The following is a 22,907-nucleotide window of genomic DNA, read 5'->3' as shown; positions in this document are numbered from 1 at the left end:
CACTAAAGCATCTTCCTGCTGTTTATTAAAAATAATGTGTATACCCATACATAATAGAAACAAGAACTGCAGTTACAAGTATACCAGGCAATAAATTTGCTACCTTAATTTTGATAATTTCAAGTAAGTTTAATCCAATGGCAAAAATCATAATCCCGCCAGTCGCTGTCATTTCCACAATAAAATTATTCATTAATGTTTCCGGTACAAAACGATCAATTTGCGTTGCAAAAATTGCAATCAGCCCTTCATATAAAGTAACAGGAACAGCCGAAAATAATACGCCCATTCCTAATGTTGTCGTTAAAATAAGTGAAATAAAACCGTCTATAATCGCTTTCGTATATAAAACATTATGATTTCCACGAATACCACTATCTAAAGCACCAATAATCCCCATTGCTCCCATTACAAATATTAATGTTGCAGTTACAAATCCGAGTGATATGCTCCCTTTTCCACCTGAACCTATCTTTTTCTCTAGCCAATCTCCTAAATTTTTTAATTTTTCTTCTAACATAAGCAATTCCCCGATTACTGCTCCAATGACAAGACTTAAAATGACGATTAAAAAATTTTCACTTTTCAACCCCATTTGCAAACCAAGTACCGTTACTGCTAAACCAATTGCATGCATAACAGTCGATTTCACATTTTCTGAAATGCCACTAAAAATTCTACCTAATAATGTCCCTGCAATAATACATAGTCCATTTACTAAAGCCCCAAGTAAAACCATTCTCTCCCACCTATTCTTTCTATATATAAAATTATAAGTAGAATTATAGACTATTTTTCAAAAATTTAATATTTTCAATTTACACGTTGTCCTAATCAAGCTACTCATGTTACCCTATTATTAAAAATCATTATAAATATATATCAGAATATAATTCCAAATTAACATTTAATCTATTTATTTTATTAACTCATAAGGAAGGGTTTTTATGAAAATTCGAAAAAGAACATTACTAAAACGCACCATACTGTTAGCCATACTTTTTACCCCTATAATCTTATTGATCAACTATGCGCTAAATTCAGAAACGAAAAATGAACAAAACACAAAAGTAAAAAATAAGCAAACAGAAAAGGCAAAAGGAAAAGAACCAACAGAAAAGCCGAAAGAAGATCCTGAAATTACCCTTACATTCTCGGGTGATACAATGTTCGATTGGCAATTACGCCCTGTTATTCAAAGTAAAGGTGCTGATTATCCATTTCAGCATGTAAAGCCGGAAATAGAAAAAGCGGACTACTCATTTGTAAATCTAGAATCTGCGTTTACAACTCGCGAGAAAAAATATCCTGGCCAACTATTTTGGATTAAAAGTGATCCCTCCACATTACAAGCTATTAAAAATACAGGCTATGATATTGTTAATATCGGAAATAACCATACACTCGATTATTACCAAGACGGCTTATTAGATACAATTTCCCATGTAGAAAAAATAGGCCTTCCCTATATCGGCGCAGGCAAAAATGCATCAGATGCGTATACAGCGAGAGAAGTTACAATTAAAGGTAAAAAATTTAAGTTTATCTCGTTTGTCCGTTTTATGCCTGATTCTGCATGGGTAGCTACAAATGATAAACCCGGCGTTGCAAATGGCTACGATTTAAACTTAGTTACGAAAACGATTAAAGAACAAAAGAAAGATGCCGATTATATGATCGTATATATGCATTGGGGTGTCGAAAAAACAAATCGTCCAGCTGACTATCAAAAAGAATATGTACAAAAAATGGTAGAAGCAGGAGCAAATGCAATTGTCGGAAGCCATCCGCACTGGTTACAAGGCTTTGAATATTACAACAAAGTTCCCGTTGCATACTCACTTGGAAACTTCCTCTTCCCTGATTATGTAACAGGACATAGTGCAGAAACTGGTGTATTAACACTTAAGTTTAAAGGAAAAGACGTACAAATGTCATTTAATCCTTATATGATTCGTAATAACCAAGTTACACCGCTTCAAGATACAGAAAAACAAAACATGCTGCAATACTTACAGTCTATTTCCAATGATGTACAAATTGATAAAAATGGAAACATTATTAATAAACGGACACAATAGATTTATACAAATCAATTAATTTTTCATTTTTCTTCCAGACTTTTCTCTTGCTATGATAAACAACATATACGATACTATATAAAACATATCAATTTAGGGGGATTACACACGATGGAAGAAAAACAATATGAACTTGCAACTTTTGCTGGTGGTTGCTTCTGGTGTATGGTAAAGCCATTCGACGAACTGCCTGGTATACATAAAGTCATTTCAGGTTATTCAGGAGGGCATGTTGAAAATCCAACATATGAGAATGTAAAATCTGGAGAATCCGGACATTTAGAAGTTGTTCAAATTACATTTGATTCTACTATATTTCCTTATCAAAAGTTACTAGATTTATATTGGCCGCAAATCGATCCAACAGATGACGGCGGACAATTTTTCGACCGTGGTCCATCTTATCGTACAGCAATTTTTTATCACAACGAAACACAAAAAGAGCTTGCTGAAAAATCAAAACAAGCATTAGCAGAAAGCCGTATGTTTAAAGACCCAATCGTAACAGAAATTCGCCCAGCTGCTCCATTTTACGAAGCAGAAGAATATCATCAACATTTTTATAAAAAGAATCCAGAGAAATATGCACAAGAACGGAAAGAGTCCGGTCGTGAAGACTTCATAAAGGAAAATTGGCAGAAAAAATAATAAATGGACGTTTTTTAAGACTGATGAAAAGTTGTTTCATCAGTCTTTTTATATTTCAATGTAATAATTGTTTTCTTACTTATGCACTTCATTTTTCATCTGTAAAGCAATTAAGCTAGCAAAATCATGCACTAGTGTTGCTGCTAAAAGAGCAGTAATTTGAGCTTGATCATATGGCGGCAATACTTCTACTAAGTCGAAACCGATATAATTAAACCCACTTAATGAACGCACCATGTTTAGTGTCTCGCGACTATTAAATCCACCCACTTCTAACGTACCTGTACCAGGTGCACAAGATGGATCTACAAAATCAATATCAAACGTTAAGAAACATGGTGTATCGCCAATCGTTGCTCGCATTTGCTTAAGAACGCTTTCAAAACCACGATCACATAATTCAGCTGTTGTAATGACGTTATACCCTAAATCATTACTAGCTTCTATATCACCAGGATGATTTAATGTTCCCCGGATACCAATTTGGAATACTTTTTCAGGTTGTAGTAACCCTTCTTCATGTGCACGAATAAATGGGGAACCGTGCCAATATTTCTCTTCATAATATGTATCCCATGTGTCTGTGTGGGAGTCGAAGTGAATCATTGCGACAGGTCCATGTACTTTCGCTGCTGCACGAAGGCTTGCTAATGTAACTGAATGATCCCCTCCAAGACCTATCGGAATAATTCCTTGTTGCATTAATCCCAAAACAGTTTCTTCAATTACATCATAGCTACGATGAATATTGTGCGGGATCACAGACACATCACCAATATCAATTGCATTTGTATCATCAAACGGATAAACATGGTGAATCGGATGATATGGGAACAAAGTCATAGATGCTTGACGAATTGCTTGCGGAGCAAAACGCGCACCAACGCGAAAAGAAGCAGCCGTATCAAACGGCATCCCTAGAATTGCAATCTTTGCTTGCTCATTACTTGACGGTAATCTCATAAATGAACCTGTCGTACAAAACTCTGGTTTTACATCTGGCGTTAGTGGATATTTCATACGTCATTTCCCCTTCATCAACATAATTTTCACATTCAAAAAACTTTCTTGAATCTTTTTTATTAAAATGCAAAAATCATGCCATGCAAAAAATGAGCCTTTCCCAACTGTTCATCTTTTTTCATCTATGCAAAATTGAATAATCCATGCCTTACAGCATAAAGTGAAACTTTAATCAGTGGGTATTAGTTGAACCAATCGGGCTTTTACGGACAGTTTATCTCCCACCTTACTTCTTTGCTTTCGCCGAATTTTGAGGTGGGAGTATTACTGTCCGCGAATAGCGGGATAAAAAGGATGATAAAAGATCACCCTTTTCTATACTTATTTTTTTACTAAAAGTTATTTTCTCAATCTCTCAATAAAATCATATAACTTATCCAGTGAAGTCATATTCTGATTACACGCTATACTATCTTGGCAAATATAGTTTCCTTTTTTAACAAAAGTACCTGGTACATCCCCTTTTATTTCAACTAGAAACATACCTACTTCTTCATGACCATGACACAATGCACAAATGCCCTTTTTGTTTATACTTTGGAATGTGCCTTGTAAACCAACAAACTTATTTTTATTCTTTGCTATAATAAACTTTCTACTTGTGCCTTTATCAATCCAACCTAGATAAGACATCTCTTTCATATTTATTCCTTCCATTTCAGGAAGCTTCAATTTTTTAGCTTTAGGAAATAATTTTTTTAACGTTTGCGGCGTAACTTCCTGAAACGGAATGACATACGGATTTAACTTGAATAAAAACGCTTCTGCGTCTTCTCTATTTTCAACCGTCAAAATCGTATCTATTAATTCTTTTTGTTCATCAGTAAGATTTTCAAAAACATCTAATACCTTTTCTATCGCAAGAGACTTTAGAGCAGCAATAACACCTCTATCGTTTGCTGTTGCATGTCCATTTACTAGAATATGAGCTTGTGATTTTATAAAATTGTATTGATCGCTTCTAATAAAAGCTTCCATTCTTATCACTCCATACCAAATTGTTGATCTCTTCTCATTGTATACAATATATTTATTTTATAAAATGTCGAAAACAATTACTAAACAAAATATACACAAAAAGCACTGATTATTTCTTATCGAATAATCAGTGCTTTGCATTATGATTTTGAATACACGATTTTTTTTATCGTTTCTGTAGAAAGAAAGTATTCCTCTGCTAATTGATAAATCGAAGTTCCATTTTTAAAAGCATGTTTAATATCTCTATTCCGCGCGTCAAGTTGCTTTCTTCCTCCAGATTGTGTACCCCATTTATAATGTGTATTTTCCTGTTTTGGAATATAAATTGTTTCTCCTTGCACATACTTTTGAATTTCTATAATTAAATTTTCCGGTAAAACGGCCGCTGCTTTTACGTATTTCATTTTTGCTCGCCCCTTATTTTTTATGGTTCATCTAAATAAGGTGCAAAGCCAACTATAGGAAAAATAATACAATTCCATTTAGGCGATTGTATGTTAGATTATTTGTCTACCTCATGCAAAGTATCGCCTTTTCCATACTTGGCTTTGCATGAGACGCTGCAGTATCTGGCAATTTCATTGTAATCGCCATATCAACACCTCCCAATATCTCTTTGGAATCAACCTTATTATATGATAAATTTTTCCTAATTGCATCTTCATGCCTTTTTAAAAATTGTATTATTAAGAAGTGTTAAAGCTACACTTGAAAAGGCTGACCCCCAAAAAATCCATCCTACTTTTTACAAATTTGAAACTTACTACTAAAATTTCGCAAACAAACTCACTTTGTAAAAATACTGTAATAATAAATTTAGTATTTTACTTTATAAAATACGAAGACAAGTTTATAGTAGAAAAAGATGATTCTTAAGCAACATGAGTAGGAGGAAGTATTTTGTCTACTTCAAAAGTATTAAAAGGCACTGCCTTACTAAGCGGAGCCACAATAATTTCACGTATTTTAGGTTTTATTTATTTCTTCCCATTTCAAGCGTTAGTTGGGAGTGATGGAGTTGCTTTATATTCTTATGCATACTCCTGGTATGGGATTTTATTAAGCTTTTCAACAGCAGGTATCCCTATCGCCGTTTCAAAATTTGTTGCCAAATATAATGCTTTAGGAGATTACGGCACAAGTAAAAGATTATATAATTCAAGCTTAAAAGTAATGATGTTTATGGGATTCCTTGGTTTCTTAATTTTATTTTTCGGGGCACCTTATGTATCCGAATTAATAGTTCGCTCTAAAACACCAGATCCTGGATTCGTTGCGGATGTAACACTAACAATGCGTGCACTAAGTTTTGCACTTATTATCGTGCCAGCGATGAGTGTTACACGCGGTTATTTCCAAGGTTTTCAACATATGAAACCAAGTGCGGTTTCACAAGTTGTGGAACAAATTGCTCGCGTTATCTTTATTTTAGTTGGAAGCTTTATTGTTTCTAAAATATTAGGCGGATCGGTTGCATCTTCTGTAGCAGTCGCAACATTTGGCGCTGTTATTGGAGCAATTGCCAGTGTTTCCATGCTCGTTATGTATTGGAAGAAGTACAATGGACTACGCCCACCAGAAGGTGAACGAAAAGTGCGCTCTTCTTCCGTTCCCTTAACAAAAATGTATATGGAACTGCTTCGCTATGCGATTCCAATTGTTTTTGTCGGCATTGCCATTCCACTTTATACGTTAGTGGATCAATATACGGTTGCCGATGCACTGCAAGCAGTGGGCACACCTCTTGATAAAGCAAATGCTGTTTTTGCTTACATTACGAACTATGCTCAAAAACTTATTATGATACCGGCATCACTTGCAACAGGATTTTCTCTCACAATCATCCCGGCAATTACACAGTCATTTACGGGTGGTAAATTAGATCAGTTGCAAAATCAAATTGAAAAGATCTTTACAGTATTATTATTTTTCACAATCCCAGCATCATTTGGGCTTGCTAGCATCGCTTACGATGCATTTCGCATGGTATATTTCGATCACAATACTGCATTAGAAGGGTCACAATATTTAATCTCATTTGCACCATCTGCTGTAATGAGCGCGATTTTCACCGTATCAGCAGCTATCTTACAAGGTATTGATTATCAGCGTAAAACGATGATTGCTTTTACTGCAGGTATCATTGTAAAAGTTCTTGTCAATACACCGCTTCTATATGCGCTAGGTGGACATGGTGCTGTATTAGGAACGATACTTGGTTACCTCGTTTCTGATGTAATCATGTTATATTGCATTGTAAAATATACGAAGTTTAACATCGCAAAGACTGGTAAAACCGTATTACTTATTACAATTTACTCTGCAGCAATGTCTGCTGTAGTAATTGGGGCAAAAACGTTATTAAAATGGTTAATTCCAGGACAAACGTATATGGAGTCTTTATTAATTGTAGTCGTATGCGGTGCCCTTGGTGCACTTGTTTACTTCGCTTTTGTATTTACAAGCGGGCTTGCTTCTGACATTCTTGGTGATCGTATCAATCGTTTGCCATTGTTGAAAAAATTAAAACGATAAGCATGGAAAAGGTGTAACTTACATTTCAGGTTACACCTTTTTTTATTCAAATAAAGTAACTACCATTTTAGAAGGTGATATAATATGTATGGTATTTATAAAAAAGATGAACCCCAATATATTATCTTAATAAATACAGGATTTGTCTTTTTTCATATTGTATTAACGTGGTTGGTTAGTTGTAGTAAATACTTATCTAAAAGACAGCTTTCCTAAGACTTCCTGCAATAGTATTTAAATTGGAAGGCGCTTTTTAGCATAAATGAAATAACAACCAAACTATTATTCTTGTATATTAAATTATAAAAGTACCACGGAAATAAAGGAGGTCCACATATTGTTCGAGAACCATGATGATCCAAACCGCGACATGAGTCGTAATAATCTTCGTGCCGACTGTGAAAACTGTTTCGGCTTGTGTTGCGTTGCACTACCCTTCGCAGCTTCGACAGATTTTGCAATCAATAAAGATACTGGCAAGCCCTGCCCTAATCTGCAATCGGACTTTCGTTGCAGTATTCATAAAGACCTTAGACAGAAGGGGTTTAAAGGATGTACCGTTTTTGAATGCTTCGGCGCAGGACAAAAGGTTTCCCAAGTCACTTTCGAAGGAGTAGACTGGCTTGAAGGTCCAGAAAGGGCGCAGAAAATGTACAATGTGTTTCCAATTATGCAACAACTCCATGAAATGCTCTGGTATTTAACTGAAGCTTTAACGTTGAAAGCAACTCGTCCGATTCATAGTGAGCTTAACCACATGCTTGATGAGACAGAACGACTTTCTCAACTTAGTCCCGATTCACTCTTGGAATTAGACGTTCCATTACACCGAGCAAATGTAAATGCTCTGCTTTTAAAGACAAGCGAACTAGTATGGACGGAGGCACGTCGTCAACATAAGAATTCAAAAAAAGGCAAGAGAATAAACCATCGAGGAGCAAATCTTATGGGTGCAAAACTTAAAGGAGCAGATCTCAGAGGAGCAAATTTGAGAGGAGCATACCTTATTGCTGCCGACCTCCGAGGCGCAGATTTGAGAGCGGCCGATCTTATCGGTGCTGATTTACGAGACGCCGACCTTAGCGGAGCAGATTTCACAGAAAGTATCTTTCTCACCCAAGTTCAGATTAACTCAGCGAAAGGTGATGCACGCACAAAATTACCTCACTTGCTTTCTCGTCCAACACACTGGACTACTTTGAGCAAAAAAACAAATTAAAAGAATCCAAGATGCTACATATGTAACAAATGAATACTCCCCCACTTAGCGGAGCTGGAAGTGGGGGTTTCTAACGTTTCGCCCTAACGGAGGATTAACGTTAGTGGAGTTAACACACTGGCGAGCTGTTTCACACCTAACCCCTCTATCCCGTTTGTCCATGCATTCGGGAATGCTTTTCGTAAAATATTAGCCGCAGCGTTTACGTCTGCATTAATGAAGATTTCCTTCGCAGAACGATACATACCACGCTTGATTCGTTTTCCTGAAAAGGTTGCATGCTTGTCATTTGTTCCATAGGTTGGAATGAAGTCATGATCCAAAAAACTTGCTTTGGATGTATACGATTCTTCGATTACAATCACTTCGATACCTACTTTTTTTGCTTTATATGTAATCATTTGAATCAATACACTGTGTGGGATATGACAAAACGTTTGGTTCTGTTTCTTTCCCATATCCGTTTCCTGTTTCCAATTTTTGTTCTGACCAACTACGATTTTGCAAATTCTCTCTTCCTGCGCTCGTTTTACAATCTCATGACTTGCCTTATGAAAAAGATCTTTGATTTTCAGATAACGTTTTTGATAAAGTTTTTCTAATCTTTTTGAAGTATAAGGTCCTTCGTTTGTTTGTTTCCCTTGTCGAAGAATACTTGTAAAATCACTCTTTAATTTATTGTAGAATTGATTGATGCTTTTGATCTGCTTGCCCTTCACAAGAACAGGTTTCATACCTGTGTTTGTGACAATAGTTGCAAGGTTATCAATACCTAAATCAATTCCCATATAACGTTCATTCTCTTCAACGGATGGTATTTTGGAAGAAGCATCTACCACCAATTCCACTACATATGCATGATATTTAGGAATCACACGAACTTGTTTCAGTTTGCCTTTGGCACAACCTAATTTCCCAATATTTAATTGGCATTTTGTCTTTGGAAATTTTAAAAAGGTATGATGTTTAATGACACAGTCTTGGTTTGTATACAGCACCTCTTTTTCCACAGAACGAATATATTTGGGAATTCTCGGTTTTCCTGTATATTTGTTTGGATTTTGTTGATAATCTCGTAAGCTTGCAAAAAAGGAATGCCAGTTTTGAAATACAGTTTTCATGATGGATTGGCTGGATTGTGCAGGTAAAGAACGATAATCTTTTTGAAGCATAGCTTTAAACAAAGCATCTAGAAAATAATAATCTACATGAGGATTTTCTTTCGTAGGTTTGGAAAACAAATTGCATTTGATTTCTTTCTGTTTTTCTTTCGGTTTCATCTTCTCTTTTGTTAATTTCTTTCGATGGACAAGAAGCTGCGTATCATTCATCTTTTCGATATATTGATCTATAATATCCAACACTTCTTTTTGTAGGGGCTGTAACTCTTTTTCTTGTGTCAACCCTGTATACACCTGACGTATATAAAAGTTGGTCGTATTGTACATATTCTTGGCATTCTGACAAGATTCTTGAAAGTAAGCATACATACGATGTCCTTTTTTAATCCAAATTTGAAATGTTTGATAGTTGGATTGTTGTTCCTGATTCTTTTGCATCTTTTCACCTCCTTCTTAAGAAGATTATACCAAGAAGGAACATACGTTTCTATAATTTTCTGAAAATAAGATACACTTTTTCGATTCACCTCGCCACCTTCACGTACGTTTAGAGGTGGGAGTCCTCTCGAAAGGTATGATAGAAAAAGAGGATGTATATCTCATATACATCCTCCATAGCAATTATTCAAATAACCCCATGCTCAAATACCGTTCCCCTGTATCCGGTGCAATACATAACACTTTTTTCCCAACACCTAGTCTTTTCGCTAGCGTAATCGCAGCAAACACAGAAGCTCCTGATGATGGTCCGACTAAAATCCCCTCTTCTTTCGCAAGCTTCCTCATTGTCTCAATTGCATCTTCATCAGCAATTTGAATGATTTCATTATAAATCTCTGTATTCAAGTTTTTTGGGATAAACCCTGGACTTGTTCCCACTAATTTATGCGGACCCGGAGCACCACCTGATAAAACAGGAGATCCTTTCGGTTCCACGACTGCAATATATAAACCAGGAAGTTTTTCTCGTAATGTTTCTCCTGTCCCTGTAATAGTTCCACCTGTTCCAGCGGTTGCGACAAATGCATCTAATTCACCGTTCATTTGTTCATAAATTTCAACAGCTGTTGTAGTGCGATGAATTTCAGGATTTGCTTTATTCTCAAACTGCTGTGGAATAAAGCTACCTGGAATTTGCTGCTGCAATTCCAGTGCTTTTGCAATTGCCCCCGGCATCCGTTCAGCAGCTGGTGTCAGTACTACTTCGGCTCCGTATGCCTTCAGCAAGTTAATACGCTCTTTGGACATGTTATCAGGCATAATAAGAATTGCTTTATACCCTTTCGCAGCTGCATTCATCGCCAATCCTATTCCAGTATTACCACTTGTCGGTTCAATAATTGTGTCACCAGGTCGTATGAATCCATTTTCTTCTGCCATATGAATTAAATTATAAGCTGCACGATCCTTTACGCTACGTGACGGGTTAAACATCTCTAACTTTACATATATATCAGCCGCATCTTCCGGAACAATGCGAGATAAACGCACAACAGGTGTATTTCCAATTAATTCTGTAACGTTATGATATATTTTCATATTCAGGGCTCCTATTCCATCCATTTCTACATCGTTTTACGATCATTTGGCAGTAACCATGATGATAAACCAATTAACGGCAACATACTGCATAGCAGCATAATGAAGTTAAGACTATATATATCTGCCAATTTCCCAAGTACAACCGCTCCTAATGCTCCCAGTCCAAATGCGAGTCCGACAATTAAGCCAGATACCATACCGACTTTTCCAGGAACAAGCTCCTGTGCATACACAACAATAACACTAAAACTACTAGAACTAATAAATCCAATACAGAGAAATAACGGGACAACCCAAATAAGCGAAACGTGCGGCAATAACAGTGCTAGAGGTGCTGAACCGAGCATGGAAAAGACAATAATATTTCGCTTTCCAAACCGATCTGCTAACGGTCCTCCAAAAAACGTTCCAAGCACGCCGGCAATCATGAAAGCAAACACATAAAACTGTGCATTTTTAATAGATAGTCCATAATGTTCAATTAAATAAAATTGATAAAAGTTCCCAATCCCTGCTCCGTACCATGAACGAACAAACGTCAAAAATACAAGTAAAACAATAACAAACTTAACCCGGCTGCTTATTACTAGACTTTCCGCTTCTAGTGCAGCTCGTTTCTTCCTTCTTACAGCCCCGCTTTCTAACTCCCCTTTATACCATGTAGAAACAAAGTATAATAAGACAATTCCGACCACCGCAAAGCCTGTAAACCAAATAGTACCGATTTGACCAAGCGGAACAAATACGAGTGCCGTAAAAATTGGCGCAAGCGAATTCCCGGTATTTCCTCCTACTTGATAAATTGATTGCGCTAAACCTCTCTTTGCTCCTGCTGCCATATAAGCAACACGTGCTCCTTCTGGATGAAAGACAGCGGATCCAAGTCCAATAAATAGAACAGATAAAATAACAATAAAAAAGTTCGGTGCAAACGCAAGTCCAATCATCCCAAGCATGCTTGAGAACATTCCAAGTGGCAGTAAATACGGGGAAGGCTTCTTATCTGAATACATCCCAAACATCGGCTGCATAATGGATGATGTCATATTCAAAGCAAAGGCAATCCACCCCACCTGCATATAAGATAAATTCATCGACTTTTCCAAAATTGGAAATAGCGCTGGCACAACTGCCTGCATCGAGTCATTAAGAAAATGACCGAAGCTAATCGCAAATAAAATACGGTAAATCGTTGGTGTAGTCATCGCATTCGGCTTTTGTGCTACCTGCATGTTACACGCTCCTCTCCTCCTGTGCTGAAAATAGCCTGTGTATATATTTCATACACCTGCTTATTTTTCTGACTTTTTAAACATTTACTATTCTATACCTCTTTTTCACCTTTTTCCACTTCTCTGCTTACTGTCTAGCAAAAAGCAGGTAACGGCTAAATTCTAGTAAAATATACTCTTTTATTAGTTGTTAAAATTCAGAAAAATCTTTACCATATAAAACCATTCAAGTACCATAATATAAAAAGAATAAGTAAGGAGCGTTTCACATGAATCCATTATTATTAAATTTCCCTTCTGAATTTTATACTGAAAGGCTTCTCATACGGATGCCTAGACCTGGAGACGGAAAAGAAGTATATGAAGCGATCAATGAGTCTATTGAAGAATTAAAACCTTGGATGCCTTTTGCTCAAAAAGAACAAACAGAACAAGAAGTAGAAGCAAACATTAGAGATTCTCACGTAAAATTCTTGGCACGCGAAGATTTACGTTTACTCGTTTTCCTGAAAGAAACAGGTGAATTTGTTGCCTCTTCAGGATTACATCGTATTAACTGGGATATTCCGAAATTTGAGATTGGTTATTGGATTCATTCCCGTTTTAGCGGGCAAGGATACATGACAGAAGCCGTTACAGGAATTGTAGATTTTGCCTTTAACGAATTAAGTGCTAATCGAGTAGAAATTCGGTGTGACTCAAAAAATGTAAAAAGCCGTGCTATACCCGAAAAACTAGGCTTTAAATTAGAGGGCATTTTAGAGAATAACAGTGTATCTGTAGATGGTGCTGAATTACGAGATACATGTGTATATGCAAAGAAAAAATAACGAAAAAAAGAGTTGCTATACAGCAGCTCTTCTCTTCATATTTCAATCGAACTCTTTAGCATATTACATACTTTTTATATTTTTCAAAATCACTCGTTTTACATTCCACGGTAATCTTCGTACCTTCATTTTCGTAGTCCGTCGATAAGACATTAGCATGTTCGTTAAAATAAGAAATTAATTGTCCTTGATCATAAGGAATTAACATTTCACATTTTGTATAATCTTGATAAATTTGCGTACGAATCATTTGTACAAGTTCATCCATACCTACTTTTTGTTTAGCCGACAAATACACACGATTATCTTGTACCTTTGGAATTTCAATATCCATAACATCCGCTTTATTATATGCATAAATCGTTGGGATATTTTCAACACCGATTTGTTTTAACGTTTGATTTGTAATGTCAATGAGATGCTCATAATTTGGATTTGCATAATCAACAACATGAATAAGTAAATCTGCCTCCGCTACTTCTTCTAACGTCGAACGGAACGCTTTCACAAGATGATGCGGCAATTTACTAACGAACCCAACTGTATCTGTTAATAAAAATGATTTGTTATCTGGTAATTGAATATTTCGCACAGCTGTTTCGAGCGTCGCAAATAACATATCTTTCTCAAATACTTGTTTCTCTGCAGATCCGTTAAACATTTCAAGCATCGCATTCATCGTTGTTGATTTACCTGCGTTCGTATATCCTACTAACGACACAACAGGTACTTCATTTTTCTTACGCTGTTTACGCTGCGTTTGACGATGCAAAGTAAGTGCTTCTAATTCTTTATTTAACGCTGCAATTTGCTCTTCAATCTTACGGCGATCAAGCTCTAATTTCTTTTCCCCGACACCTTTGTTTCTCGTACCAACACCGCCGCTTTGTCTTCCAAGAGATTCACGAAGTCCAATTAAACGAGGCATCATATATTGCAAATGCGCGACTTCAACCTGTAATTGTGCTTCTTTTGTCTTTGCACGCTGCGCAAAAATATCTAAAATTAAAATTGTACGATCAATCACTTTACAATCTATATCCGCTTCCAAGTTTCGGATTTGTGAAGGAGATAACTCATCGTTGAAAATCACCATATTTGCATCGGCTTCTTTCACGAACGCTGACACTTCTTCAATTTTCCCTGTTCCAATATAATGAGATGGGTTCACACGATGTAAATTTTGTGTAACTTGCCCTATCACTTCTACATCGCACGCTTCCGCTAAATTCGCTAACTCCTCCATCGAATATTCAAAATCACTTTGATTATTTAAATTCACTCCAACTAATATTGCTTTTTGTACTAATTCTTCCATATATTTATTCCTCCATTTCGATTACGCGCAAAATAAAAAACACAAGCTACTGCCTGTGTTTTTCATAAACGGATGAGAGCACGACAAATAAACATAAAAAGCATCGCTGCCGGCTTGTTCAATGGTCGTCAAATCCAGCATGATACACCAATTCTAAGAAATGTTTGTATACATGCATCATATCATTCTGTTTTTAAAGGCAAAACAAAAAGAGGGCGTATTCGTCCCTCCCTCTTTTCACATATAAGTTTAATAGGGTTCCTTTAAAGAGACAGACCAATCCCGTTCACTCTGTACACAGACAGAGCCTTTGAGCGCTATTCAATTATCGGCACAAAGTATTGAGACGTAATCTGATTAAGATCAAAGGAGACCCCTCCGTTCATTAAAAGTTACATAAATTTTAGCACAGTTATATAGCTGACACAAGAATAAACTCCATTTATTAGCATAAAGAAAATCGTTATTTTTCTATTTTATTCATCATTTTTTGCGCATACGTCTTATTATAAATACTCCTATAACAAACGAAAGAGAACGACTTGGGTGCGATGAGCACTTGGTCCCACTTATATATATCAATACATAAAAGTAATACCATAATAAATTAACAGGATTCATCCTATACAAATTTAACGACTTATATCTTACACTTGTTCGGTTTCCTCTTGCTTTGCTTCTTTCATTTCATGATAGTATGATGGCAGTTCTATGCCATGTTCTAAGAAATAGTCCTCAATTAATGAAATTATCACTTTCAAGGTTTTTACACGCGCATACATTTTATCATTTCCAGGTATAATATTCCATCTTGCATTTGGTTTATCTGTTTTTTCAAACATATCTTCCATTGCCTCGACATATTCATCCCACTTTTCGCGATTGCGCCAATCTTCATCTGTAATTTTCCATTTCTTAAGAGGATTTTGCTCTCGCTCTTTAAATCGTGCTAACTGTTCATCTTTACTAATATGATAGAAAAATTTCGCTACTATGTAATGATCATCTGTTAATAGTTTTTCAAAATCATTGATTTCATCGTATGCTCTAGTCCACTCTTCTTTTGTAGCGAAACCCTCTACACGTTCAACCAATACACGACCGTACCAAGAGCGATCGAAAATCGTGATTTGACCATATTGCGGGATTTTCCGCCAAAATCGTTGCAGATAATGATAACGTTTTTCATGAGGGGCAGGCGCACCAATTGGATTTACTTGCAGTCCACGCGGATCAATGTGCTCGGTAATTCGTTTAATTGCTCCACCCTTTCCAGCAGCATCCCATCCTTCCATAGCCAAAATAACGGCTATTTTTTCTTCTCGTAAAATCTGCTGCAATGCTAGTAAACGCATTTGATATTTTTCCAGCTTCTTATTATATTTTTGTTTCGATTCAATTTTTTTGGTTAAATCTACTTTTGCAAGACGATCTTTTTTCATAATAGAATCCCCCTTTTCAAACAATTAACATTATTTTAACATAATTTTCAGTATTTTGTGCATACATATCTCATTAAAGAATACCAACACGTATCACAAGCTATACCATTTACTTTAGATAATATATCTTGGATACTTTGCTTATTTATAGCTCCTAACGAGTAATCATAAAGAACTTCATTGGAGTTATCTGTGTTAAGAGAATTTTGCTTCTTAAAAATACAATGCAAACATTAAGTTGCATTACCGAATAAATGATAGAAAAAGAGTTTTTTTGAACTTTATTTTTAATTACTAAACAATCATTCATCAGCTTCCCAATACAAAGAAAAATGACTTAACCCCTTCCCTTCTCTCTTGTCTATATCCATTCTTTTTATGTAGTAAAAAAGTGATTCTGTCACTGTTTTGTCAATTTATTATTAAAGGATAAAGAATTCATAATAAAAATATCTATTCACTCGCTATCAATTGTGATATTCTGTTCATTGGAAAATTTATATATTGGTGGTGCATCCATGTTTTCATCGTTCAAAAGGTTTTTAATTGGTAGACCCCTTAAATCAAACGCCTTAGGCGAACAAAAATTAAATAAGCTAAAGGCATTGGCTATTCTTTCATCTGATGCTCTTTCTTCTGTTGCGTATGGAACGGAACAGATTTTAATTGTTCTTGCAGCACTTGGATCGATTGCCTTTTGGTACTCTATTCCAATTGCAATCGGGGTTCTTATTTTATTAACCGCACTTATTTTATCGTACAGACAGATTATTTTTGCCTATCCGCATGGAGGAGGAGCTTACGTTGTTTCTAAGACAAATTTAGGTATAAATGCCGGACTCGTTGCTGGCGGCTCCTTATTGGTAGATTATATCCTTACCGTAGCTGTAAGTGTATCAGCGGGAACAGATGCGATTACATCTGCGTTTCCGGCTTTACATCAGTATACCGTTCCAATCGCGGTCATACTTGTTATTTTCATTACAATCCTGAATCTTAGAGGAGTAACAGAATCCGCTTCTATTCTAGCTTATCCTGTCTATCTCTTCGTATTAGCACTCATTTTATTAATTACTGTTGGAGTGTTTAAAATCGTAACTGGACAAGCGCCAGCAACCCTACATACACCTATTGGTACTGCTGTACCGGGAGTTACATTATTCTTTTTATTAAAAGCATTCTCATCTGGATGTTCTGCATTAACAGGTGTAGAGGCTATTTCAAATGCTATTCCTAATTTTAAAGAACCCGCTGCTAAAAATGCGGCCAAAACATTAGTTATGATGGGAACAATTCTAGCAGTCTTATTTACCGGAATCACTATTTTGGCATTTTGGTACGGTATTGCTCCGAAGCCTACTGAAACTGTTGTATCTCAAATTGCATCAGATGTATTCGGAAGAAATTATGTTTACTACTTTATACAAGGAACAACAGCACTTATTTTAGTATTAGCTGCTAATACAGGATTCTCAGCATTCCCATTATTAGCTTTCAACCTAGCATCAGATAAATACATGCCTCGCATGTTTTTAATGCGCGGTGATCGCTTAGGATATTCAAATGGAATTTTGACACTAGGAATCGCTTCTATTATTTTAATAATTGCGTTTCAAGGAAAAACAGAGCAACTAATCCCGCTATATGCAGTTGGTGTATTCCTTCCTTTCACCTTGTCGCAAACAGGAATGATTGTAAAATGGTTACGCGAAAAGCAAAAAGGATGGTTACCTAAATTACTAACAAATCTAGTAGGGGCGCTTATTTCACTATCTGTATTACTGATTTTCTTTATCACAAAGTTTACACAAGTATGGTCTGTCGTTATATTCCTGCCAATTATTGTGTACACCTGTCATCGTATTTATAAACATTACGATTCCGTTGGAGAACAACTACGTATCGATCCAAATGCAGTTTCTCACAAATTTGAAGGAAACATTGTCATCGTACCCGTTGCAGGAATCACAAAAGTAGTCGAACAATCGATTAATTATGCCGAGGCTATTGGTGATACTGTCATCGCCGTATATGTAGCCTTCGACAAAGAAAGTGAAATAAAAATGCAACAAAAATGGAAAGAATGGAAACCAGATGTTCGTCTTATTACAGTGGTTTCTTCTTACAGAAGCTTAATGAGACCTCTTACAAAATTAGTAGCTATGATTCAAGATAAAGCACAGGAAAATCATCAGTCAGTTACTGTGCTCATTCCGCAATTTATAACCAAAAAAAGTTGGCATAACATCTTACACAACCAATCAAGTGTTTTATTAAGGGTATACCTTTTATATAAAAAGAATGTTATTGTTTCAACTGTTCCGTTTCGATTTAAGAAATAGCTAGTAAAATATTAAATTTTTTATATCCTTTTATAAAAACGAGAGCCCTAACTACAAATAAGTTAGGGCTCTCGCTTTTATAATTAGCTTTTAATACTTCTTCCGCTAGCGTCAAATGAATCAAGCACAAATACTTTCACTTTGTAACGACTGCCACTAAAGTTGAAAATTTGGGAAGTACTATAGCTATCTCCTTTAATTTTCACTGAGTTGATCATGATCGGTGTATCGCCGTCAAGCTTTTCGCTTCAACCATTCCGGAAACTTCGTCGCCTTCTACTAATGAACTTGCATTACGCATCCCCTCATAGGAATGGCTCAATTTGTAGGGTAACCACGAAGACAAAATAAAAAGATTTCACTTCTCGAGCCTTTCCGGCCATATGGTTGGCAATCTTTTCATGTTTTGGGTTATGACTTATTGCAAACGTTGAATAAACCAATAAAATGCTAAAACAAAAATAAGGCAAGACGTTGAGATCATCATTTTACGATACCATGGGAACCTTCGCAGCCATAGCAAGAAGGGAAGTAATAGGCATAGGAACATGAGCTGGCCCGCTTCCACCGGATACCTGGAATTTGACCCATGTCACCGTCTTGTCAGGGAAAGTTACAGAATAAGCGCTCCCGTCATTCGGGATTCCTGAAACCGTCAAAGTGGGTTCTGCTGCAAAGTTTTTTAACAGATAGAAAGTTAGGGTGAGTACAGCTGAATCTTATGCAATTGCGAGTAATTGCTGTAATTCATTGTACGTTGAAAAAACGAAGTTTGGCTGCAAACTTCGTTTTCGTTTATATATGGCATGAATCGTTTCGATTCCTTTCAAGGTGCGCGAAGCATGGCGAAGACTTTGAAATCCTGCAGATTTGGCAAAGCGGCGTTTTACATGTCTATGGTCCTGTTCTATGAGATTATTTAAATGCTTGATTATACAATAAGTTGTATGTTTATAAAATTCTTGTTCCTTTAATTTTTTGAATGCACAAAGTAATGCCGGCGCTTTGTCTGTTGTTAGAACCGTTGGTTCTCCAAACGTTTTCACTAACCTTTTCATAAAGGCATATGCAGACTGATGATCCCGTTTTTTACGAAGTTGAATATCTAATGTGTACCCTTCTTTATCAATTGCACGATACAGATAACGCCATTCCCCTTTGACTTTTATATAGGTCTCATCCAATTTCCAGGATAGTTGTACTCTTTTATTTTTCTTCTTCCAAATTTGATAGATCAGGTGGCCATATTCATGAACCCAACGCATGATAGTTGTTGGATGAACTGAAACACCACGTTCTTTCAAAATTTCAGAGACATCACGATAGCTTAAAGAAAAACGACAATAGTAGCCAACGGCTACCAAAATAATATCTTGTTTAAATTGCTTTCCTTTAAAATATCTCATTTATGATTCTCCTCACTCTGTTTTGCAAAAGTTTAGCTTAGTTTTAAAAACTTTGCAACAGAACCTTTATTTATCACATTGACATTTCACTTATAAGCTTTTTCTTATAAACAATCTTAGAAATGGTGACACTCACTTCATAAAGAAGAAGCAAAGGAACAATAACCAAGATATCCGATATAGGATCAGGTGGCGTAATTAAGATCGATACGACAGCAAGAGAAAAATAGGACAGTTTCCTTGCCTTAGCCAATCTCATTGGATTAAGAATTCCTAATCTCGTTAAAAACATCACGACCAAGGGCATCTCAAATAGAAAGCCAAATGGCAGACTCAAGCTAATCATGAACCGGAAATATTTATCTGCCGTAAACACGGTTTCAAACTGCCCTGCAGACAACTTCATTAAGAACCCTAACACGTTCGGAAACAGGACAAAATAACCAAAAGAGATTCCCATCATAAACAAAAGAAATAACCCCGGAATAAAACTTAAAGTCACCTTACGCTCTTCCTTGGTCAGCGCCGGCGTCACAAATCGCCATGTCTGATAGGCGGCTACAGGAATCGTAGCCGCTATGGCAAATACACCTGATAAGATCATATACACCCATAAAATATCACTTGGGCCCAAGATGGCCAACTTTCCGTCAAGATCCCTAACTAACCAATCATAAATATCCTTTACAAAAATAAAAGTGGCAATGAGAAAAACAATGAATGCAAGTAAGGTTTTAATGATTCGTTGACGAAGTTCCTCTAAATGTTCAACAAGATGTAAATCTTTTTTTTCCATAATGCATACCTCCTGCTTTTATATATAAAAGAAATAGACGAGTTACCTCGTCTACATATGATTATGAAACTTCTGGTTTCTCCTGCTTCTTTTCAACAGCCGTTAATTCAGGCTTTTTTTCTTCCTTTTTCTCTTCCTCTTTATCTTCATCAGATACTAACCCCTTGGCTGCACTCTTGAATTCAGTTAACGTGCGTCCAAAAGCCCGGCCTACTTCCGGCAGCTTGGAAGGTCCAAAAATAATCAACGCAATCACAAGTATTAAAATCAAACCAGGAATCCCTATGTTTTGTAACATTCTAATTGACCTCCTATTTATATAACATTTTTCAAACTGTTATTTATCGATTTGCACAATGTACTCCTGCATCCAACTATTGGTTCTAAAATTCCGGCCTTTGATGACAACTTCATCCTCAAATACATGTACTTGCAAGCCTTGATTAAAAGCGCCGCCTTCTGGGTGTATCATTTCTCCGGGTTCCGGATTCGTCGGCATCCATCCGGTTTGAATGGCACCGGCGTTAACGACTGTAATGCCTTTCTTATGACCGCCCGGTACTTTAACATTTACCGCCCAATCTGGCAATTCCAAAGACCAGTGTGAATGGCCCGTAAACACGAATACATTCGGGTAATACCCGATAATATCCATAAACTCTGCTTGCCGCAGATAGTCTCCCAAATACGTTTTGTACGAGCCCGAGACGGTGTCGCGAAGGACATGGTGGGTCGCGATAAAAACCGGTTTGACCTCTTTCGAATACTTTTCCAATCGATCGCGCAACCAATTCAATTGATCATCGCTAAAATATACTTGGTCTGTGCTGAAATTTGCATGGTTTTCGTTACCCAACACTAAAAATGGAATACCTCGAACTTTGCGCTCATAGTATGGCTTGTCCACTCCAGCAAAATCATAAAAACGCTGAAACCTGACCTCTACGCTATCCTGTCTTCTGTACAAATCATGATTTCCCATGGCAGGAATGATATTGAAAGGAACTGCATTGTTATGTATTATATTGCGTACCGCGTCAAATTCTTTGGGATCGCCGTAGTTTGTAATATCACCGTTAATAACCAGCGCTTTGGAATAAGGGTTGATGATATTCATTTGCTTCAATGCGGTATCAAAATCCACGGTATCCCCTTGAGTATCGCTAATGACGTTGAAAGTCATGATGGATTTTCTCGTGATGGAAATGTCCACTTTCAATTCCGAAATAACAGTTTCCCGACCATTAGCATCCGCTACAACAAGGTCTTTAATCGTGATGCTGCCAGTTTTACCTACTTTACCTTTCGCTTGTACGTTTAGTTTCGCAAGATTGACCGTCTTTCGTTGTTTTAAAGGATTTCCAGTTGTGAAGTTGACTACGATTTTATTTTTGGAGACTTCCGTCATCTGTGCTTGCAATCCCTCTTGCATTCCTGTCACATCGGTAACCTTGAGAATGGATGTATCAAAATGAATGTTCATGCTTTTCGGTACAAAATCGCTGTATACTTCATTCAATCGAATCATGACAGGAGTATGGGTACCCTCCTCAATAAATCCAGCATGCTGAACATCGGCTTGGACTAAGTCGATGAAAGAAATATCCGCAGGAATGTTCACTTCAATTTGACTTAAGCTGACAAACGCATTGCTTGCCGCTGCGTTCTTCTCCCCGGTAACAGTTACTTTTACTTTATGTTCCCCCGCTTCAAGTTCAGGGCTTTCATAATAAACACCTGTTTGTCTACTAGGTGCATACAAGTCTGCTTTTTGTTCCGGTCCCCCGTCAATAGAGATAGCAGCAATCCCGTCTCCGGCATCTAATTCTCCCAGTAGACGGAATTGATCTCCTATAAATTCAAATTCAAAGTAGACGCCTGTCTTATTGTTAACAGAGTGCGAGGACCAATGTTCCCATCCTGTACCTTGGAAGTTAACTTTGAACAAGCCTGTCCCTTGTTCAAGATTCGTTATCGTGATGACATTACTATTGGCTGCAGCAAGGGCTGTTTGCCCTCCATTCAATTGAAGACCACTAAACGGAACAAGCGAGATGCCGAGCGCAAGTCCAGCTGTTTTCGTTGTCCCCTGTAAAAAATCTCGTCGACTCATTTCTTTTTCAAAAACAACACTATTTTTAATTTTTTTCTGTGATTGGTCGTTTTTCATAATGTTGATCCTCTTTTCACCATAAATTATTAACCATTTCAACTGCAGGAAGATACATCAGATTCATTTCGACGATGTTCAGAAAATACTTTTAAGTTAAAACTTGATAGTTATAACAATTATTTATCCTCCTAATTTAATGAGACTTTATTAGTACATACCTAATTGTAAATGGGAAATGTTACTAAAATATAAATCATAAGTAAATTCCACATTAAAAA

Annotated in this window: 19 protein-coding genes; 6 read left to right on the top strand and 13 right to left on the bottom strand. The window is 36.6% G+C overall.

Features of this window, described 5'->3' with window-relative positions; genetic code table 11:
- Positions 1-25: 25 nt before the first annotated feature.
- A complete protein-coding gene (locus tag NKR74_RS08835) occupies positions 26-739 on the bottom strand; it encodes a DUF554 domain-containing protein (RefSeq protein WP_098310576.1) in 714 nt (237 codons plus the stop codon).
- A gap of 208 nt (positions 740-947) precedes the next feature.
- Between NKR74_RS08835 and NKR74_RS08830 the strand changes: the two genes are divergently transcribed.
- Together NKR74_RS08830 and msrA are read left to right on the top strand one after the other, a co-directional pair.
- Positions 948-2,081, top strand: a complete 1,134-nt coding sequence (locus NKR74_RS08830) for a CapA family protein (RefSeq protein WP_253629275.1) — start codon at positions 948-950, stop codon at positions 2,079-2,081.
- Between the two features lie 111 nt (positions 2,082-2,192).
- On the top strand, positions 2,193-2,729 hold the full coding sequence (gene msrA / locus NKR74_RS08825) for a peptide-methionine (S)-S-oxide reductase MsrA (protein ID WP_253629274.1): 537 nt from the start codon (positions 2,193-2,195) through the stop codon (positions 2,727-2,729).
- Positions 2,730-2,804: 75 nt separating this feature from the next.
- Here the strand turns inward: msrA and speB are convergent, their stop codons facing one another.
- The 3 genes from speB to NKR74_RS08810 all read right to left on the bottom strand — a co-directional run bounded on the left by speB (position 2,805) and on the right by NKR74_RS08810 (position 5,137).
- On the bottom strand, positions 2,805-3,749 hold the full coding sequence (gene speB / locus NKR74_RS08820) for an agmatinase (RefSeq protein WP_253629273.1): 945 nt from the start codon (positions 3,747-3,749) through the stop codon (positions 2,805-2,807).
- A gap of 342 nt (positions 3,750-4,091) precedes the next feature.
- Positions 4,092-4,730, bottom strand: a complete 639-nt coding sequence (locus NKR74_RS08815; protein ID WP_098310572.1) for a FusB/FusC family EF-G-binding protein — start codon at positions 4,728-4,730, stop codon at positions 4,092-4,094.
- A gap of 140 nt (positions 4,731-4,870) precedes the next feature.
- Positions 4,871-5,137: a CD3324 family protein gene (locus NKR74_RS08810; RefSeq protein WP_098310571.1), complete on the bottom strand. Its 267-nt coding sequence runs from the start codon at positions 5,135-5,137 to the stop codon at positions 4,871-4,873.
- A 496-nt stretch (positions 5,138-5,633) separates the two neighbouring features.
- Between NKR74_RS08810 and NKR74_RS08805 the strand changes: the two genes are divergently transcribed.
- Together NKR74_RS08805 and NKR74_RS08800 are read left to right on the top strand one after the other, a co-directional pair.
- Positions 5,634-7,268 carry a putative polysaccharide biosynthesis protein gene (locus tag NKR74_RS08805; protein WP_253629272.1) on the top strand — a complete coding sequence of 545 codons (1,635 nt, stop codon included), beginning with the start codon at positions 5,634-5,636 and terminating at the stop codon, positions 7,266-7,268.
- Positions 7,269-7,638: 370 nt separating this feature from the next.
- Positions 7,639-8,487, top strand: coding sequence for a pentapeptide repeat-containing protein (locus NKR74_RS08800; protein WP_253631113.1), 849 nt, complete (start codon positions 7,639-7,641; stop codon positions 8,485-8,487).
- Between the two features lie 83 nt (positions 8,488-8,570).
- Here the strand turns inward: NKR74_RS08800 and NKR74_RS08795 are convergent, their stop codons facing one another.
- The 3 genes from NKR74_RS08795 to NKR74_RS08785 all read right to left on the bottom strand — a co-directional run bounded on the left by NKR74_RS08795 (position 8,571) and on the right by NKR74_RS08785 (position 12,382).
- A complete protein-coding gene (locus NKR74_RS08795) occupies positions 8,571-10,046 on the bottom strand; it encodes an RNA-guided endonuclease InsQ/TnpB family protein (protein WP_253629271.1) in 1,476 nt (491 codons plus the stop codon).
- 183 nt (positions 10,047-10,229) lie between these two features.
- Positions 10,230-11,147, bottom strand: coding sequence for a cysteine synthase A (gene cysK, locus NKR74_RS08790; RefSeq protein WP_253629270.1), 918 nt, complete (start codon positions 11,145-11,147; stop codon positions 10,230-10,232).
- Between the two features lie 26 nt (positions 11,148-11,173).
- On the bottom strand, positions 11,174-12,382 hold the full coding sequence (locus tag NKR74_RS08785; protein WP_253629269.1) for an MFS transporter: 1,209 nt from the start codon (positions 12,380-12,382) through the stop codon (positions 11,174-11,176).
- 269 nt (positions 12,383-12,651) lie between these two features.
- Here NKR74_RS08785 and NKR74_RS08780 point away from each other — a divergent pair, with 269 nt between their 5' ends.
- Positions 12,652-13,212, top strand: coding sequence for a GNAT family N-acetyltransferase (locus NKR74_RS08780; RefSeq protein WP_253629268.1), 561 nt, complete (start codon positions 12,652-12,654; stop codon positions 13,210-13,212).
- Positions 13,213-13,267: 55 nt separating this feature from the next.
- Here the strand turns inward: NKR74_RS08780 and hflX are convergent, their stop codons facing one another.
- Both hflX and NKR74_RS08770 read right to left on the bottom strand, forming a co-directional pair.
- Positions 13,268-14,530, bottom strand: coding sequence for a GTPase HflX (hflX, locus tag NKR74_RS08775; protein ID WP_253629267.1), 1,263 nt, complete (start codon positions 14,528-14,530; stop codon positions 13,268-13,270).
- A gap of 647 nt (positions 14,531-15,177) precedes the next feature.
- Positions 15,178-15,972, bottom strand: a complete 795-nt coding sequence (locus NKR74_RS08770; protein ID WP_253629266.1) for a polyphosphate kinase 2 family protein — start codon at positions 15,970-15,972, stop codon at positions 15,178-15,180.
- Between the two features lie 518 nt (positions 15,973-16,490).
- On the opposite strand from NKR74_RS08770, the gene NKR74_RS08765 reads away from it, so the two are divergent.
- Positions 16,491-18,314, top strand: coding sequence for an APC family permease (locus tag NKR74_RS08765; RefSeq protein WP_253629265.1), 1,824 nt, complete (start codon positions 16,491-16,493; stop codon positions 18,312-18,314).
- A 719-nt stretch (positions 18,315-19,033) separates the two neighbouring features.
- On the opposite strand, the gene NKR74_RS08760 is transcribed toward NKR74_RS08765, so the two are convergent.
- The 4 genes from NKR74_RS08760 to NKR74_RS08745 form a co-directional block, all read right to left on the bottom strand.
- Complete coding sequence (locus tag NKR74_RS08760) at positions 19,034-19,720, bottom strand: IS6 family transposase (protein WP_253629264.1); 687 nt, start codon at positions 19,718-19,720, stop codon at positions 19,034-19,036.
- A gap of 73 nt (positions 19,721-19,793) precedes the next feature.
- Positions 19,794-20,516, bottom strand: a complete 723-nt coding sequence (gene tatC / locus NKR74_RS08755; protein ID WP_253629263.1) for a twin-arginine translocase subunit TatC — start codon at positions 20,514-20,516, stop codon at positions 19,794-19,796.
- 61 nt (positions 20,517-20,577) lie between these two features.
- On the bottom strand, positions 20,578-20,814 hold the full coding sequence (gene tatA, locus NKR74_RS08750; protein ID WP_098311325.1) for a twin-arginine translocase TatA/TatE family subunit: 237 nt from the start codon (positions 20,812-20,814) through the stop codon (positions 20,578-20,580).
- A gap of 39 nt (positions 20,815-20,853) precedes the next feature.
- A complete protein-coding gene (locus NKR74_RS08745) occupies positions 20,854-22,686 on the bottom strand; it encodes a DUF4073 domain-containing protein (protein ID WP_253629262.1) in 1,833 nt (610 codons plus the stop codon).
- Positions 22,687-22,907 lie beyond the last annotated feature (221 nt).

This window comes from Bacillus sp. 3103sda1 (genome assembly GCF_024159135.1).
GTDB classification, from domain to species: domain Bacteria; phylum Bacillota; class Bacilli; order Bacillales; family Bacillaceae_G; genus Bacillus_A; species Bacillus_A rhizoplanae.
This window is presented reverse-complemented; position numbering and strand designations above follow the sequence as displayed.

Bases quoted from the DNA above. Each gene is read 5' to 3' on its own strand.
- NKR74_RS08785 (WP_253629269.1), bottom strand. From the start codon at position 12,382: ATGCAGGTAGCACAAAAGCCGAATGCGATGACTACACCAACGATTTAC.
- NKR74_RS08795 (WP_253629271.1), bottom strand. From the start codon at position 10,046: ATGCAAAAGAATCAGGAACAACAATCCAACTATCAAACATTTCAAATT.
- NKR74_RS08745 (WP_253629262.1), bottom strand. From the start codon at position 22,686: ATGAAAAACGACCAATCACAGAAAAAAATTAAAAATAGTGTTGTTTTT.
- NKR74_RS08765 (WP_253629265.1), top strand. From the start codon at position 16,491: ATGTTTTCATCGTTCAAAAGGTTTTTAATTGGTAGACCCCTTAAATCA.
- hflX (WP_253629267.1), bottom strand. From the start codon at position 14,530: ATGGAAGAATTAGTACAAAAAGCAATATTAGTTGGAGTGAATTTAAAT.
- tatA (WP_098311325.1), bottom strand. From the start codon at position 20,814: ATGTTACAAAACATAGGGATTCCTGGTTTGATTTTAATACTTGTGATT.
- NKR74_RS08780 (WP_253629268.1), top strand. From the start codon at position 12,652: ATGAATCCATTATTATTAAATTTCCCTTCTGAATTTTATACTGAAAGG.
- msrA (WP_253629274.1), top strand. From the start codon at position 2,193: ATGGAAGAAAAACAATATGAACTTGCAACTTTTGCTGGTGGTTGCTTC.
- NKR74_RS08770 (WP_253629266.1), bottom strand. From the start codon at position 15,972: ATGAAAAAAGATCGTCTTGCAAAAGTAGATTTAACCAAAAAAATTGAA.
- NKR74_RS08760 (WP_253629264.1), bottom strand. From the start codon at position 19,720: ATGAGATATTTTAAAGGAAAGCAATTTAAACAAGATATTATTTTGGTA.
- cysK (WP_253629270.1), bottom strand. From the start codon at position 11,147: ATGAAAATATATCATAACGTTACAGAATTAATTGGAAATACACCTGTT.
- speB (WP_253629273.1), bottom strand. From the start codon at position 3,749: ATGAAATATCCACTAACGCCAGATGTAAAACCAGAGTTTTGTACGACA.
- tatC (WP_253629263.1), bottom strand. From the start codon at position 20,516: ATGGAAAAAAAAGATTTACATCTTGTTGAACATTTAGAGGAACTTCGT.
- NKR74_RS08810 (WP_098310571.1), bottom strand. From the start codon at position 5,137: ATGAAATACGTAAAAGCAGCGGCCGTTTTACCGGAAAATTTAATTATA.
- NKR74_RS08830 (WP_253629275.1), top strand. From the start codon at position 948: ATGAAAATTCGAAAAAGAACATTACTAAAACGCACCATACTGTTAGCC.
- NKR74_RS08815 (WP_098310572.1), bottom strand. From the start codon at position 4,730: ATGGAAGCTTTTATTAGAAGCGATCAATACAATTTTATAAAATCACAA.
- NKR74_RS08835 (WP_098310576.1), bottom strand. From the start codon at position 739: ATGGTTTTACTTGGGGCTTTAGTAAATGGACTATGTATTATTGCAGGG.
- NKR74_RS08800 (WP_253631113.1), top strand. From the start codon at position 7,639: ATGAGTCGTAATAATCTTCGTGCCGACTGTGAAAACTGTTTCGGCTTG.